Raw genomic sequence first — 14,341 nt, 5'->3', positions numbered from 1 at the left:
AAAGGACGATCAATGACGATTCCGGCACATCCGGCGATTACCCGGTACGAGATTCTCGAAACAGCCCGAGAGCAGGTCCTTGAAGAAGGACGCGGGCTGACGCAGGGCCAACTGCTGGAGGTGTTGCGCCTGCCCGATGAAGCCCTTCCGGCGGCGCTGCAGCTGGCCCACGAGGTGCGTCTGAGGCACTGCGGTGAGGACGTCGAGGTCGAAGGCATCATCTCCATCAAGACCGGCGGGTGCCCCGAGGACTGCCACTTCTGCAGCCAGTCGGGGCTGTTCGATTCCCCCGTCCGGGGGGTGTGGCTGGACATTCCCGAACTGGTCAAGGCGGCAAAAGAAACGGCAGCGACCGGTGCCACCGAATTCTGCATCGTGGCCGCCGTCCGTGGACCCGACATCAAACTGATGAACCAGATCAAGTTCGCAATAGACCGCATTAACGAAGCCGTGGAGATCAACATCGCCTGCTCCTTGGGCATGCTGACCCAGCACCAGGTGGACCAGCTCGCCGCCTGGGGGGTGCACCGCTACAACCACAATCTGGAAACAGCGCGCAGCTATTTTTCCGAGGTGGTCACCACGCACAGCTACGAGGAGCGTCTCGAGACCTGCAACATGGTCAAGGCCGCCGGCATGGAGCTCTGCTGCGGCGCCCTGATCGGCATGGGCGAATCCCTCGAACAGCGGGCCGAACTCGCCGCCCAGCTCGCCGCCCTCGAACCCCACGAGGTCCCGCTGAACTTCCTGAACCCCCGGCCCGGGACCCCTCTCGAAAACCAGGGGATCATGGACGGAAAGGACGCCCTCCGCGCGATCGCTGCGTTCCGTCTGGCCATGCCACGGACCGTGCTGCGCTACGCCGGCGGCCGCGAACTGACCCTCGGTGATCTCGGTACCCGCGACGGCCTGCTCGGCGGCATCAACGCCGTCATCGTCGGGAACTACCTGACCACGCTGGGCCGGGCCGCCGACGCGGACCTGAACCTGCTGGTCGAGCTGAACATGCCCATCAAGGAATTCCAGAAGTCACTATGAACACGGTCCCGGCAGCCGGGGTCCGGACCGGCTCGAGCAACGGCCCATTCTGCGGACACTGCGGAGAGCCCGACGACGTCGGCCTTCCGGCGGCGGACAAACACCGGCGCTGCGTCGAGCTGCTGACGCTAGAACCGCCACGCTATTGCGCCCACTGCAGGAGACGGATGAAGGTCCAGGTCACGCCGACCGGCTGGAGCGCAGAATGTTCCCGCCACGGGGTGCTCATCCGATGACGCAGGTTGCGGCTCCGATGAGCCTGATTCAGCGGGACCGCGCACGCCTGTGGCACCCGTACGCCCCCGCGTCCCCTAACCTCCCGTTGTGGGAGGTCGAGGCGGCCGACGGTGTGCGGTTGCGTCTCCGCAGCGAAGACGGCACACGCCATGAAGTCGTTGATGCCATGTCCTCGTGGTGGTCGGCGATCCACGGCTATCGCCACCCGGTACTGGACGCGGCCGCGAAGCGGCAACTCGATGATTTCAGCCATGTGATGTTCGGTGGACTCACCCATGCTCCGGCGGTGGGATTGGCCGAGCGGCTGGTGGATATGGCCCCTTCTGCGCCCGGGCGGTCCCGATTGGACCGGGTGTTCCTCGCGGACTCGGGTTCGATTGCGGTGGAGGTCGCGCTGAAGCTGGCGGTGCAGTTCCAGACCGCGTCCGGCCACCCGCAGCGGCAGCGGTTCCTGAGCATCCGCGGTGGATATCACGGTGACACCTTTGCGGCCATGGGGGTCTGTGACCCTGTGGACGGGATGCACGCGGATTTCCCCGGTTTGCTGGGCGGCAACGTGTTTGCTCCCCGGCCCCCGGCCGCGGCGTCCGCAACCCCGGAAACGATCCAGGCGTGGGCCTCCGAGCTCAAGTGCATCGCGGCAGCGCGTTCCGGGGAGCTGGCTGCGATCATCGTCGAACCTATCCTCCAGGGCGCCGGGGGCATGTATCCCTACCCTGCCGAATGCCTGACAGTACTGCGACACGTGGCTGACCGGCACGGGCTGCTGCTCATCTTCGATGAGATCGCCACCGGCTTTGGCCGCACCGGCGAGCTGTTCGCCGCCGACCATGCCGGCGTGGTCCCGGACATCATGTGCGTGGGCAAGGCCCTGACCGGCGGGTACCTGACCCTGGCCGCCATGCTCTGCACCGCAGACGTCGCTGGTGCCGTGTCCAACGGGCCAGCAGGTGCGCTGCTGCACGGCCCCACCTTCATGGGCAACCCGCTGGCCTGTGCGGTGGCCAACGCAAGCCTGGGCATCATCGACGACGGTGTCTGGCGCGCCGACGTCGCCCGGATCGGCACGGGCCTGGCATCCGGGCTCGCCGCCGCCCGGGGACTTGAGTCCGTGGCAGAGGTCCGCACCGTCGGCGCCGTCGGAGTCATCGAACTCCATGACGCCGTCGACGTCCCCGCCGTCACCCGGGCTGCCATCCGGCAGGGGGTCTGGGTGCGCCCTTTCCGGAACGTCGTCTACACCATGCCCCCGTACGTCAGCACCGCGGCGGACATCGAACAGATCACCGCAGGCATGACGGCTGCCGTCACCGAAGTCAGCGAACGCGGCCCGGAACGCTCCGGAGACGCAGCATGAGCACCTCGATGACCCGGTGGCTTGAACGGCAGGCTTCCGTCCGGGACCGCCGTGGTCTGGTCCGCCGCCCGCTCCCCCGCGCCGCGGACGAACAGTTCATCGACCTGGCCAGCAACGACTATCTGGGCCTCGCAACGGATCAGCGGCTTGCGGACGCCGCCGCGGCGGCCGCTTCAATGTGGGGTGCGGGAGCCACGTCCTCGCGGCTGGTCGCCGGAACGACCCGGCTGCACCTGGACCTCGAGCAGGAACTGGCCATGCTGGCCGGTATGGAGACAGCGCTGGTATTCTCCTCCGGCTATCTGGCGAACATGGGTGTGATCACGGGGCTGGGCGGTCCGGGGACCCTGATCGTCGCGGATGAACACTGCCACGCCTCGATGATCGACGGATTCCGGCTCAGCCGCTCCCGCACCGAATCGTTCACCCACAACAGAGTGGAGGACGCCGGCCGTCTGCTGGCCGGCCGACCGGAGCCGCGCGCGCTCATCGCCGTCGAATCCCTCTACAGCGTCCTCGGCGACGAAGCCCCGCTCGCGGGTCTGCTGGCCTTGGCGGAGCAGCACGACGCGGTGCTGCTCATCGACGAGGCGCACAGCCTGGGAGTCACCGGCGCCGGCACCTTTCAGGGCCGCGGCTCGGTAGCCGGAACAGCCCTCGCCGGGCATCCGAACGTGATCGTGACCGCGACGCTGTCCAAGGCCCTGGGCAGCCAGGGCGGGGCGGTCCTAGGATCCCCCCTGCTCCGGGAGCACCTCATCAACCGTGCCCGAAGCTTTATCTTCGACACCGGCCTGGCGCCCGCGTCCGCCGCCGCGGCCCTCGCCGGGGTGCGGATCATCCGCGAGGAACCCTGGCGGGCCGGGTCCGTCCGAACTAACGCTGCTGCCCTTGCCGCCGGACTCGCCCCGGCCCTTGCGGCCCGCGGCGCTGAGGTCGAGCACGGGGCGGGGGGGGTCCAGTCCATCGCCATGCCGTCGGCCGAATCGGCCCTGGCAGCCACCGGGGCTGCGCGCACCGCCGGCGTTCGGATCGGCTGCTTCCGGCCCCCGTCCGTTCCGGACGGGATTTCGCGGCTGCGGCTCACCGCCCGGGCCACCCTTACACCCAAGGAAATCGAAGACAGCTGCGCAGTACTGCGCAGCATTTTGGAGGAACTTCCATGAACCTGACCGATGTCATCATGATCACCGGAACGGACACCGGCGTCGGCAAGACCATCACAACGGCGGCCCTCGCCGCCGCTCTCCACGAAAAAGGGCGCAGCGTCGCGGTTTACAAGCCCTGCCAGTCAGGAGCTGCCGCCGGCGATTCCGACACAGCCGAAATCATCCGGCTCGCCGGCGATGTGACAGCAGAAACCGGGGTGGTTCTGCAGGAGCCATTGGCGCCGGTAGCGGCAGCCGCCATCGATAAAACACCGCTGCCCCGGGTGGCTGCGCACGCCGGGAGGGTCCGCGAGCTCGCCGCGTCCCACGACCACGTCCTGGTGGAGGGCGCAGGCGGCCTGCTGGTGGAGCTGGATTCCGACGGCTGCACCCTCGCGGACCTCGGCTCACTCCTGGCAGCGGCATTTGTGCTCGTCGCCCGGCCGGACCTCGGCACCCTGAACCACACCGCCCTGACCCTCGAAGCGCTGCAAACACGGGACCTTCAGGTCCTCGGCGTAGTGCTGGGAAGCTGGCCAGCCAACCCCGACGTCGTGCACCATAGCAACCGACAGGTGCTCGGATCGCTGTCGGTGCCCTTGCTCGGCGCCCTCCCCGGGCACGCCTCGGAACTGAGCCCCGCGGATTTCCGTGCCGAAGCGGCGGCGTGGCTGAACGGCCTGCCCGCATGAACCCGCCACCAGCAACCAGATCCGCGGAGCCGCAGACGGAAAGCCTTGGACAGGCCCAATGCCCGTACATGGTGGTGCGTGACCCGGATATGGTCCGGCAAGTCCTGCACCGGCCGGGCGATTTCAGCCCAGCCAATGCGCTGGTCGCGGTGACACCCCTGGCAGGACCGGCCCTGCGCGTGCTGCAGCGCGTTCGCTTTGCGTTGCCTCCCGTGCTGGCCAGCAACGACACCGACACGCACGCCGGGATCCGCAAGATCGTGGCGGGTTTTTTCACGCCCGCCACAGTCGCGGCCATGGAGCCGCGGATCCGGGAACTGGCACAGGAAGCGGCAAGGAACGCTGCGGGCCAGCTCGCGAGGTCCGCTCATGTGGACCTCGTCCAAACGGTGGCGGCGTTTCCGCCGGCAATCGTCATGCTCGAACTCCTCGGGCTGCCCGTACGGGACCTTGCAGACCTCAAACGGTGGAGTCTTGACTCCATGGAGTTGTTCTGGGGTTGGCCCGACGGAGCCCGGCAACTCGAGCTGGCCCACAGCGCGGCGGAGTTCTACCTCTGGCTGCGCAAACTCGTCGCAGAATCCATGACGGCACCGGGACGCAACCTCTTCAAATCTCTGGCTGAACACGGCCTGTCAACCCCCGAAATCTGCTCGCTCGGCTATTTCCTGCTCATTGCAGGACAGGAAACAACCACCCAGCTGATCAGCACCACCCTGTTCCGCCTCCTGGAAGGATCCAACCCAGTGGGCTGGAAGGACGCCGCATCCGAAGAAGGCTCCAGGAGCACGGTCCGGCACGTTCTCGCCACCGAATCATCCGTCCCGACCTGGCGCCGCTTGGCAGCCCATGACACGAGCCTTGAGGGCGCCCCGATCCCTGCTGGCACAGAAATCCTCCTCGAACTGAGCGGCAACCACGTCACGGTACCAGCCGAAACCCGAGGCTCCTCTCCCCGAACCCAAGAGGCCCAGCACATACCACCGACCGCATACGGCCTGGTTTTTGGCTCGGGCATCCACCGCTGCCTCGGTGCCAAACTGGCAGAACTCGAGGCCGCCATCATTGTCCAGGAAACCGCCGCAGCACTTTCGCGAATACAGCTACGGGACGTGAATCCAGACTGGATCCGGCTCCTGTCATTTCAAGCCCCTCGGGCTGTGACGGTGATGGACCAGCCACTCTGACCGGACTGACTTTGCTGAGAGGAACGAAATCGGCGGAATTCAAGGTCGCACCGCCAGCGGCGTAACCGACCACCAGGGACCGGCTTCGTGCGCACCCTCAACAGCACGGGTCCGGATTCCAGGACCAACGCGCGGAATTAGACATCTCACGGTGCCAAGGGTCAAGTGCCAGTCCTGCCGCTGACTATGCCAACGTGACGCAGCACCGCTAAGACGGCGATTTCCGGACCAGCCTCAACTGAGCATGTTCAATCCTTCATGAGACTGCCTGGACTGAGGTGTCTTACCCCAAGCGAGGACAGGACCTTGTTCCGCGGACAAATCGTTCAACGCAGTGCTCATACAGGGCTCCCTCCTGGGACGATTTGTCGGACTGGTCTTGCGGGATGCCTTGCCTGGTCAGGTTCCAACGTCTCAGGTCAGGTGGAGGAGTTTCTGCTTGAGGACCGCCTAATGGGGCAACTGCGGCTGCGTCTCAATTGGACCACATGCCAAATCTAGGCTTCGGTTATGAAACCTCGCGCAGTTTTCATCGCCGCACTAATACTGGTGGCCACCGTCGTTGCAATCATCCGGGGCTGGGCGACGGCCGAGGACCGTGCGTCTCCCATGAGTTCTGAAGCGTTCTACCAGTGGGTCGGCTTTTAGTCCTGTGCATCCCGGTCACATGGACCGCCCGCGCCACAGCGGCGAGCAGGATCAACAGATGGCCGAACCCGCAGGACGCGGCGGCACCACCCGTGGCAAGGAAGTACACACCAGCAAACCCACTTCGATGCGGTTGCGCGGGAGATGCCCATCTTTGCGGCGACGTGTGACATCGGGCGAGTGCGGCAGCGCTGGATGAGGCGGCGACGCCCCTCGACTGTCAACGGCGCGTTCCGGTGCGTCATTCAGCCAGCTCGCCTGTTACTGGTAGTGAGCGCGATCGCGCTCACCACCAGTACACGGGATACGCCGTGCGCTTGAGAGTGGAGCGGATCAGCCCGAACAGCACGAGAACGACGGCGGCAAGCCCGGCGCAGACGACGAAGGAGAGTTGCTGGTCCGCCGTCATCGCTCCGATAACGGCGGTTGCGGCGGCCGGAGAGTGCGACGTACGCGTCAGTAGCATCGCTCCGAGGGCGAGACCGCCTGCGATAGCCGCGGCCCAGAGCGAATGGCTCACCAATCCGACCGTGACGCCGACGATCGCGGAGATCACCTGTCCACCGATGACGTGACGCGGCTGGGACAGCGGCAATGACGGCGCGCCGGCGACGAGCGCCATGCTCGCTGCCATCGGCGGGATGAGCAACAGGTGCCCCGACAGGACTCCCAGACCGACGAGGGCCGTGAGGGCTGCAGTCGAGGTGAGTGTCGCCACCAGCAGGATAGGCGCAGCTGGGCGCGCGGGGGCTTTGCTGGCCAGGATCGGCTTCGTGTCAACGGTCATGGGTGTACTCCTTGAAGTAGGTGAGAACGGTCGTTCTCTGCTGTTCTGATAGACTAGAGAACGATCGTTCTCAATGCAAACTCGAAGGACTGGTGACCAGTCATGACGCCTCGCCCCGACGTCGACCAGCTGCTGGATGCTGCAGAGGAACTCTTCTACGAACGCGGGTATCAATCTGTCGGGATGGATGCCCTTCGTGCCGCCTCTGATCTGCCTCTCAAGCGCATCTACTCACTGTTCAAGGGCAAGAACGCGGTCGCGGTCGCAATGCTCGATCGACGCGACGAACGATGGCACATCTCGCTCGCGGAGCGAGTCGGCCGCGAAACACAGCCGGAGAGCCGAGTGCTGGCGATCTTCGATTGGCTCTCAGGCTGGCTTGCAGGCGAAGGGCATCGCGGATGCGCGTGGATCAACGCGTTTGGCGAACTCGGCGGAACATCACCAGACGTCGCAGAGGCGGTACGGCGGCACAAGACGCGGCTACGAACTTACGTGAACGACGTCGTGACTGAGGCGGGAGCGTCGCAAGCTGTGGCCGATGGGATCTTCCTCCTGATCGAGGGATGCATGGTGACCGCCGGGATCTCAGGGAATGCCGACGCCGCCGCGCAGGCCAAGGATGCGGCATGTCGGTTGCTGAGAGCCTGACGCGGGCCCATCTTCAACAACCTTCTGGCCAGCAACAACTAGGTGTATTAACCACAGACGTTAGTGACGATCGGTGTGGTGTGGTGACATGAAGAAGACCTCCGAGTGGAGTGGGGCTTGTCTAGAGTCCAATTCCACAAACGGAGGTCTTCAATGTCCCACCCTAATGCTTTTCTCGCCCGCAGGGGACGGATCGAGCTGGCAAAGTGCATTGTCGAGGACGGCTGGCCGTTACGTCGGGCTGCAGAACGTTTGCAGGTCCCCGTCCCGACCGCGGCACGCTGGGCCAGCCGCTACCGGGAGCTGGGCGAAGACGGCATGGAGGACCTCTCCAGCCGGCCGTCCCGGTCCCCGCGCCGCACTCCTGCCCGGCGGGAACGACGAATCATCGCGCTGCGGGTCAACCGCCGCTGGGGGCCGGCGAGGATCGGTTACCTGCTCGGTATCCACCCGTCCACCGTGCACAAGGTCCTCTCCCGGTACCGGCTTGCCAGGCTGTCGTGGCTGGACCGGGCCACGGGCAGGGTGATCCGCCGCTACGAGCACCAGAACCCCGGGGACATGGTCCACGTGGACATCAAGAAACTCGGCCGGATTCCTGACGGCGGCGGACACCGCGTGACCGGCCGGGCCGCGGGGAACCGGAACAAGACCGGCACAAACGCCAACCGCAGGCCCGGCTACGCTTACCTGCATAACGCAGTCGACGACCACTCCCGCTTTGCCTACACCGAGATCCTCTCTGACGAGAAGAAAGAAACCGCCGCCGGCTTCTGGGAACGGGCAAACGCTGCCTTCAACGCCGCCGGGATCACGGTGAGCCGGGTCTTGACAGATAACGGCTCCTGCTACCGCTCCCGCGTCTTCGCCCAGGCTCTCGGTGCGGACATCAAGCACAAACGCACGCGCCCCTATCGCCCCCAGACCAACGGCAAGGTTGAGCGGTTCAACCGCACCATGCTCGACGAATGGGCCTACGCTCCCTCGGCAAAAAAGACATTCCCATGCTACCTGCTGGGCCTGGACCTTAGCGTCAGGAAGATGGGTAGCCGTGAGCGAGTCGTAGGCTCAGTGCGGCAGCACAGCATCACGACCGATCCCGGCCGTTGAAGAGTCTTGGGTTGTTTGATGAGGTTCTGGTCAGGCGGCAGACGCGAAGGCCTGGTGCTCGTCGAATAGATTCCGGCTCTGAAGGCAGTAATAGAGCTGGCCGAGGAATCGGTTGAAGAGGTTGCGTTGGGCAGCTGCGTGCCAGTCGCCGGCTGCCCGGCGCCGTCGGTAGTGTCCGTTGGCGCCTGTGGAGCATTTGAGGGAGGCGAAGTCCCAGAGGAATCCTGCGTGCATCAGCCGGTGGTTTTTGACGTATCGTCGGCCGATGTAGGTCTTTTTCCCAGATGCGCGCGTGATCGGGGCTGATCCGGCGTAGGCCTTCAGCGCTCGGGCGTCAACGAATCGAGTGGGGTCGTCGCCGACCTCGGCCAGTATTCGTGCTCCGAGTTGGACACCTAAGCCTGGGAAGCTCAGGAGAATTTTTGCGTCTGGGTGCTGCAGGAATGCCTCTTCCACGGCCTGGGCGAGCCGGTCTGCTGCCGTGCATGCGGCGTCAAGTTGCAGCAGCAGGGCTGATAATTGCAGGCCCATAGCGTCCTCGACGGGCTGGGGGTGTCGGGCGTAGTTATCGCGGAATATCTCTTTGAGTCGGGCTGCTTCTGCCTCGATTCCCCTGCTGCGGCCTGATCGGCGAAGGGCTGACTGCAGTTGCGTGGTCGTGAGTTTCGCTGCCCTGGCCGGGGTGGGAGCAATGGTCAGGATGATGCGTGCATCCTCTCGGGTGAGGCCATTCTGCTTGCCAAGGAACGCCTGTAGGGCTGCGGGGTAGTAGTAGCGCAGGAGCGAGCGGACTTGGTTGGCTATTTGCTGCCGTGCCCAGACCGCGTCTTGTTGAGCTCGGGCGAGGACAGTGATGGCCCGGGCCAGTTCGCTCTCCTGCGGCAGAGGCCGATGGGCAGCCATGTCGGTGCGCAGGATATTGGCCAGGACGAGCGCGTCGCCGTGGTCGGATTTCTTGCCGGAAACTGCGTGCCGGTCCCGATATCGAGCGGCTGAGAGCGGGTTCACGGCGTAGACCTGGCGTGTTCCTGTTCGCAGGGTGGCTACGAGGAGTCCGTGGCTGGTCTCGATTGCTATTGGAATCGGGGCCTGAGGGGTGTCGCCGTGGGCAACGAGCAGATCCAGCAGGATCTTGTAGCCTGCGGCGTCATCGTTGATGCGTTGTTTTGCCAATAGCTCGCCGGCTTCATTGACGAGCGCGATGTCATGGTGATTTTCGGCCCAGTCGAGGCCGCAGTACACGTTCAATTCCTGCTCCTAACTCTTCTCCCTGTCATGAGTGAGCCTGTTCGGGGCACGCGGCGACCTAATTCCAGGACTCGTTGGTCCGCCATCTCACTAGCCGTTCGTGACACCGGCTCATCCAGAGGGCCTCAGTCTTAATCAAGAGCTCGAAGGCTCGGCAATTTAGAGGGAGGTCTCCCCTTGATGGGCTCGCACCACAGCTCCCCGGCGAATACTCCGGGCAGGGCTTCGCGGATCTGCTCGGCGGTGTCCGCTGGACCGGTAGACGGCGGGTAGGTGGTGCCGGGTTCCTTTTGGTAGCTGCTCCCACGGAATATCAGTTCTGCGTTCAGGTGCCCGTCGGTGATGGATTCCAGCGGTTCGGGCAGGCAGCACCCGGCGTCGCTGTCGCACAGCAGGTTCTGCCAGTGCTCTGAGGTGATCAGCCACGCATCTTTCAGCGGCCGCAGGCTCGGGACCGAACGAGCCAACCACGCCTGGCGTACCCGGGACCTTCGCGATGCGGGAGCGATCGTTGCTCTCGGCTCGGACTGGCCAATCGCACCGTTTGACCCGAGGTCCATCATCGCCTCAGCACAAACGCGCCGGCCACCCGGCCGTCCCGACGTCGCGCCGGTGCAACCGCAGCAGGCTCTCACTGCGCGGGCCGCGCTTGAAGGATACACAAGCCAGTACTGGAAATCGGTGGGTGAACCAGGTGGCCTGATAGAACCAGGCGCGCGGGCCGATCTCAGTGTGTTCCGCCGCAATCCGCTGCGGGACGCTCCGGATGACTTCGCAACGACCCAGGTGGTGCTCACCGTCGTTGATGGCGACGTCGTGGTACTTAACGACACGGACGAGCCGCGCCCCGCCCCGCCGGTGAGTATCCCGGCCCGGAACGAAGGCCGATGCAACGTAATGCTGGCATTGCGGCGTCGCACTAACAGGGTAAACATCTGATGTGACGCAAGAAGGAAGATTTGGGCCGCCGGATGGACAGTGCCAACGTTCCCACTACCGCGGGCAGACAAGAAGCTGCCATTGAATGCGATGCCTTCTGCGACTACTGCAGCGGACCTGAGACGGACTGATTGGCAGCATGCTGCCCATCGTTCCGCTCAATCCCGCCTCGGAGCGGGCACCTCAGCCGCCGGGGCCTCCCGTTTCTCGCAACTCGGGAGGTCCCGGTTTCATCGTCGACCCACCTGCGGAGCTCCAGAGTGCCGTTGCGTCGGCGATCATTGCTGCGGCTATAAACGAGATCGAAGATCCAGCGCATGCGGCCAGAGAATGCATTGACCGAATCGACGAGGGGACGGCCGCCGGAAAGCCCTACTACCTCGGCACGTCTATCCGTGCCCCGCCACCCGGCGGCCCTCGCGGACCACCAGGTCCACCATTTTGAGGACGTCCTGCAGTTCGCTTGCGGTTAGGCGTCCGGCCCCTACGCCAGCGAAGAACGCCGCATCATAGTAGAGGCCATCCCCCATGAGCTTCACTGCCCGGGCAACACTTCGGCTGCCGAGTTGCTCCTCCAGAGCTGTGAGCCACAGTTCCTGAATCAGGCTGAAACTGGCCTGCGCCTTGGGATGGCCCTGCTGCGCCAGGCGCGCCATCGCCACCAGGGCCCGGTCCAACGGGCTGTTCTCATACATCGATGTGCGCACGTAATATCGCGCCGGGCCCTCCGGGTCAGCCGCCATCGATTCAAGGTCCCGTGCGGAGAGCGAGTCCAACCTTTCGCCCAGCCCATCCACTAAGGATTCCTTGGACGGAAAATGGTAGAGCAGTCCACCCTTGGACACATCGGCCGCAGCCGCAACATTTTCCATGGTTGCCGCCCGCTCGCCGTCCCTGATGAGGATGTCTTCAAAACTGTCGAGGATTCGCTCCCTGGAACTGGCCATGCAAGCAATGATACTGCGGATGCTGAACTTTACTATACCGTCTGGACGGTATAGTATTGCGATATGACACCGTACATGCAGCCGTCAGCGCGGACCCTTGGGGTGACCGCGTTCGAGCAGTCACTAAAGACCCAGCGGCCCGGCCGCGCAGGCAAGCGTGAATGGGTTGCGCTTGCGGCCCTGATGCTTCCGGTCCTCCTCGTGGCCGTCGACAACACGGTGCTCAGTTTCGCCATGCCCGCGATCTCGCTTGAGTTCAACACCAGCGGCACCACGCTTCTCTGGATCATTGACAGCTATCCCCTGGTGCTCGCAGGTCTGCTCGTCGCCATGGGCGGCTTCGGGGACCGCTTTGGCCGGCGCCGCCTGCTCATGACCGGGGCCACCGGGTTTGCGATCTTCTCCGCCGTTGCTGCCTTCGCGCCGACGGCAGAGTTCCTCGTGGCATCCCGCGTAGGGCTCGGCGTTTTCGGTGCCATGCTCATGCCGTCAACCCTCTCGCTGATCCGGAACATCTTCAGCGACCGCAACCAGCGCAGGCTTGCCATCGCCGTCTGGGCCGCGGGTTTCTCAGCTGGCGCAGCACTCGGGCCCCTCGTGGGCGGTGCACTGCTGGAGCATCTCTGGTGGGGTTCAGTCTTCCTGCTGGCGGTGCCCGTGCTGGTAGTGCTTCTCGCCGTCACCCCTTTCCTGGTGCCGGAATCCAAGGATCCCAATCCAGGTCATGTCGATTACCTGAGCATCGTCCTGTCCATCGCCACGATGCTGCCCATTGTGTTTGCCATCAAGAACCTCGCCAAAGGCGGAGCCGTGGCAGTCACCGTTGTCGCCGTTGTCGTTGGTTTGACTGCCGGCATCGTGTTTGTGCGCCGCCAGCTGAACCGCTCCAATCCGATGCTGGACGTGCGGTTGTTCACCGTCCGCGCGTTCACCGGCGCAGTCCTGGTGAATCTACTCGCGATCTTTTCGCTGGTGGGATTCATCTACTTTGTGTCACAGCATCTGCAGCTTGTGCTCGGTCACAGCCCGCTCGAGGCCGGCGTGATCCTGGTGCCCGGCCTCGCCATGACCATTGTCTCCGGGCTTGCGGTCGTGCCCCTGGTCAAGAGGATCCCCCCGTTCATCGTAGTTCCGGCTGCCCTCATGGTGTCCGCCGTAGCGTATGCCTTCGTGGCGTTCGCGGGGCAGGGCGGGTCGGCCAGCACGCTGCTCTTCGCATTTGTTCTGCTTGGAATGGGTGTTGGTGCATCGGAGACGGTCTCGAATGACCTGATTCTCTCGACTGTGCCTGCGGCCAAGGCAGGGGCGGCGTCAGCAGTGTCGGAAACTGCCTACGAGGTGGGCTCTGTCTTTGGCACGGCGCTGCTGGGCAGTGTGCTTCTGGCCTCCTACCAGCAGCACCTGGTATTGCCTGCGGGGCTCAGCGCGGAACAGGCAACCACCGCGACGGAAACGCTTGGGGGTGCGGTCAACGTTGCGTCCGAACTGCCCCCCTCATCTGGCGGTCAGTTGCTGGCGTCGGCGTTCCACGCGTTCGACAGCGGCATCACCCTCACCTCCGGAATCGGTGCGGGGCTAATGGTTTTGGCGGCGGGGCTGGCGTTCTGGAGCCTGCGCCGGGCTTAGCACAATGACGGCGGCGTTGCACATCGCGCAGCGGTCACCGGCGGGAAGGGGCCTCGGCGGTGCAGCCGTCGATTGTTCCAGGATCATTTTGATTCCCACCACCGGGAGCCAGGGTGAGGTGTGTTCGACGGCGAGAGCGGCCACCCGGTGCACTTGGGCGATGTTGTCTTCGACCGAGCCCGTATTGTTCACCCGCCAATAGGCGATAAGCCGGCTTGTCAACTTGCCCGCCTCTGCCGCGCGCCGAAACGTCATGAGATCAGATTCGTTGAAACACATGTCGCAGGCCGTGGTGACACCGGTCTCCCGGTAAGCACGTTGAACGGCCGTAAGGCTCGCCTCGTTCTCGTTCTCGCTCGCTCGCGCGTCAAGGAAAGGGAGAACGATGTTGCGGAACGCTGTTTCGTCGATGTAGCCCGTCGCGTGCCCTTCGGAGTCGCGCTTGATCGTGCCACCAGGAGGGTTCGGAGTGCTGCTGGTGATCCCGAGTTCAGTCAGTGCCGCCGTATTCACACACACCGAGTGGACGTCGTATGCGAAGGCGTAGACCGGTTTGCCGGGCGCGACAGCATCGACGCGTCCGCACCCAGAGCGGCCCGAGGCAAACAGCAGCACCGCAAAGATGAGTCCGTTGGCCAGCCAGAGAATGTCGAGCGACTGGTGCAACCACAGGTTGATGCTGATTTTCTTGCCACCGCGCTTCGGCGTCCAGGACACCCCTACAGC

General features: G+C 64.6%; 14 protein-coding genes and 2 pseudogenes. 10 read left to right on the top strand and 6 right to left on the bottom strand.

The window, feature by feature from the left end; genetic code table 11:
* Positions 1-12: 12 nt before the first annotated feature.
* From bioB to QFZ69_RS01255, 6 genes are all read left to right on the top strand, one after another.
* Positions 13-1,038, top strand: coding sequence for a biotin synthase BioB (gene bioB / locus QFZ69_RS01280; protein WP_306915052.1), 1,026 nt, complete (start codon positions 13-15; stop codon positions 1,036-1,038).
* A 253-nt stretch (positions 1,039-1,291) separates the two neighbouring features.
* Positions 1,292-2,632 carry an adenosylmethionine--8-amino-7-oxononanoate transaminase gene (locus QFZ69_RS01275; protein WP_306915050.1) on the top strand — a complete coding sequence of 447 codons (1,341 nt, stop codon included), beginning with the start codon at positions 1,292-1,294 and terminating at the stop codon, positions 2,630-2,632.
* An 8-nt stretch (positions 2,633-2,640) separates the two neighbouring features.
* The gene (locus QFZ69_RS01270) at positions 2,641-3,798 is read left to right on the top strand and encodes an 8-amino-7-oxononanoate synthase (RefSeq protein ID WP_373461925.1); all 1,158 of its coding nucleotides are present in this window, start codon (positions 2,641-2,643) and stop codon (positions 3,796-3,798) included.
* On the top strand, positions 3,795-4,472 hold the full coding sequence (gene bioD, locus QFZ69_RS01265) for a dethiobiotin synthase (RefSeq protein WP_306915047.1): 678 nt from the start codon (positions 3,795-3,797) through the stop codon (positions 4,470-4,472). The genes QFZ69_RS01270 and bioD overlap by 4 nt, the downstream gene beginning before the upstream one ends.
* Complete coding sequence (locus QFZ69_RS01260) at positions 4,469-5,659, top strand: cytochrome P450 (RefSeq protein WP_306915045.1); 1,191 nt, start codon at positions 4,469-4,471, stop codon at positions 5,657-5,659. Before bioD ends, QFZ69_RS01260 begins: the two co-directional genes overlap by 4 nt.
* Positions 5,660-6,169: 510 nt before the next feature.
* Positions 6,170-6,307 carry a hypothetical protein gene (locus tag QFZ69_RS01255; RefSeq protein WP_306915043.1) on the top strand — a complete coding sequence of 46 codons (138 nt, stop codon included), beginning with the start codon at positions 6,170-6,172 and terminating at the stop codon, positions 6,305-6,307.
* 116 nt (positions 6,308-6,423) lie between these two features.
* Here QFZ69_RS01255 and QFZ69_RS01250 read toward each other — a convergent pair.
* Positions 6,424-6,552: pseudogene (locus tag QFZ69_RS01250) on the bottom strand (IS481 family transposase); the annotation flags it as partial.
* 41 nt (positions 6,553-6,593) lie between these two features.
* Positions 6,594-7,094, bottom strand: coding sequence for an HPP family protein (locus QFZ69_RS01245; protein WP_306915041.1), 501 nt, complete (start codon positions 7,092-7,094; stop codon positions 6,594-6,596).
* Between the two features lie 102 nt (positions 7,095-7,196).
* Here QFZ69_RS01245 and QFZ69_RS01240 point away from each other — a divergent pair, with 102 nt between their 5' ends.
* Together QFZ69_RS01240 and QFZ69_RS01235 are read left to right on the top strand one after the other, a co-directional pair.
* Positions 7,197-7,745 carry a TetR/AcrR family transcriptional regulator gene (locus tag QFZ69_RS01240; protein ID WP_306915039.1) on the top strand — a complete coding sequence of 183 codons (549 nt, stop codon included), beginning with the start codon at positions 7,197-7,199 and terminating at the stop codon, positions 7,743-7,745.
* Between the two features lie 153 nt (positions 7,746-7,898).
* Positions 7,899-8,726, top strand: a pseudogene (locus QFZ69_RS01235) (IS481 family transposase); the annotation flags it as partial.
* Positions 8,727-8,885: 159 nt separating this feature from the next.
* Here the strand turns inward: QFZ69_RS01235 and QFZ69_RS01230 are convergent.
* Together QFZ69_RS01230 and QFZ69_RS01225 are read right to left on the bottom strand one after the other, a co-directional pair.
* Complete coding sequence (locus QFZ69_RS01230) at positions 8,886-10,103, bottom strand: IS110 family transposase (RefSeq protein WP_306915037.1); 1,218 nt, start codon at positions 10,101-10,103, stop codon at positions 8,886-8,888.
* 131 nt (positions 10,104-10,234) lie between these two features.
* Positions 10,235-10,570 carry a hypothetical protein gene (locus tag QFZ69_RS01225; RefSeq protein WP_306919727.1) on the bottom strand — a complete coding sequence of 112 codons (336 nt, stop codon included), beginning with the start codon at positions 10,568-10,570 and terminating at the stop codon, positions 10,235-10,237.
* On the opposite strand from QFZ69_RS01225, the gene QFZ69_RS23210 reads away from it, so the two are divergent.
* On the top strand, positions 10,518-11,042 hold the full coding sequence (locus tag QFZ69_RS23210; protein ID WP_306915035.1) for an amidohydrolase family protein: 525 nt from the start codon (positions 10,518-10,520) through the stop codon (positions 11,040-11,042). The genes QFZ69_RS01225 and QFZ69_RS23210 overlap by 53 nt on opposite strands.
* Before the next feature lie 389 nt (positions 11,043-11,431).
* On the opposite strand, the gene QFZ69_RS01220 is transcribed toward QFZ69_RS23210, so the two are convergent.
* The gene (locus QFZ69_RS01220; protein WP_306915033.1) at positions 11,432-11,989 is read right to left on the bottom strand and encodes a TetR/AcrR family transcriptional regulator; all 558 of its coding nucleotides are present in this window, start codon (positions 11,987-11,989) and stop codon (positions 11,432-11,434) included.
* Between the two features lie 75 nt (positions 11,990-12,064).
* On the opposite strand from QFZ69_RS01220, the gene QFZ69_RS01215 reads away from it, so the two are divergent.
* A complete protein-coding gene (locus QFZ69_RS01215) occupies positions 12,065-13,615 on the top strand; it encodes an MFS transporter (RefSeq protein WP_373461924.1) in 1,551 nt (516 codons plus the stop codon).
* Here the strand turns inward: QFZ69_RS01215 and QFZ69_RS01210 are convergent.
* Positions 13,565-14,332, bottom strand: coding sequence for an amidohydrolase family protein (locus QFZ69_RS01210; RefSeq protein ID WP_306915029.1), 768 nt, complete (start codon positions 14,330-14,332; stop codon positions 13,565-13,567). The genes QFZ69_RS01215 and QFZ69_RS01210 overlap by 51 nt on opposite strands.
* Between the last annotated feature and the right edge of the window lie 9 nt (positions 14,333-14,341).

This window comes from Arthrobacter sp. V1I7, assembly GCF_030817015.1.
Taxonomy (GTDB): Bacteria; Actinomycetota; Actinomycetes; order Actinomycetales; family Micrococcaceae; genus Arthrobacter.
This window is presented reverse-complemented; position numbering and strand designations above follow the sequence as displayed.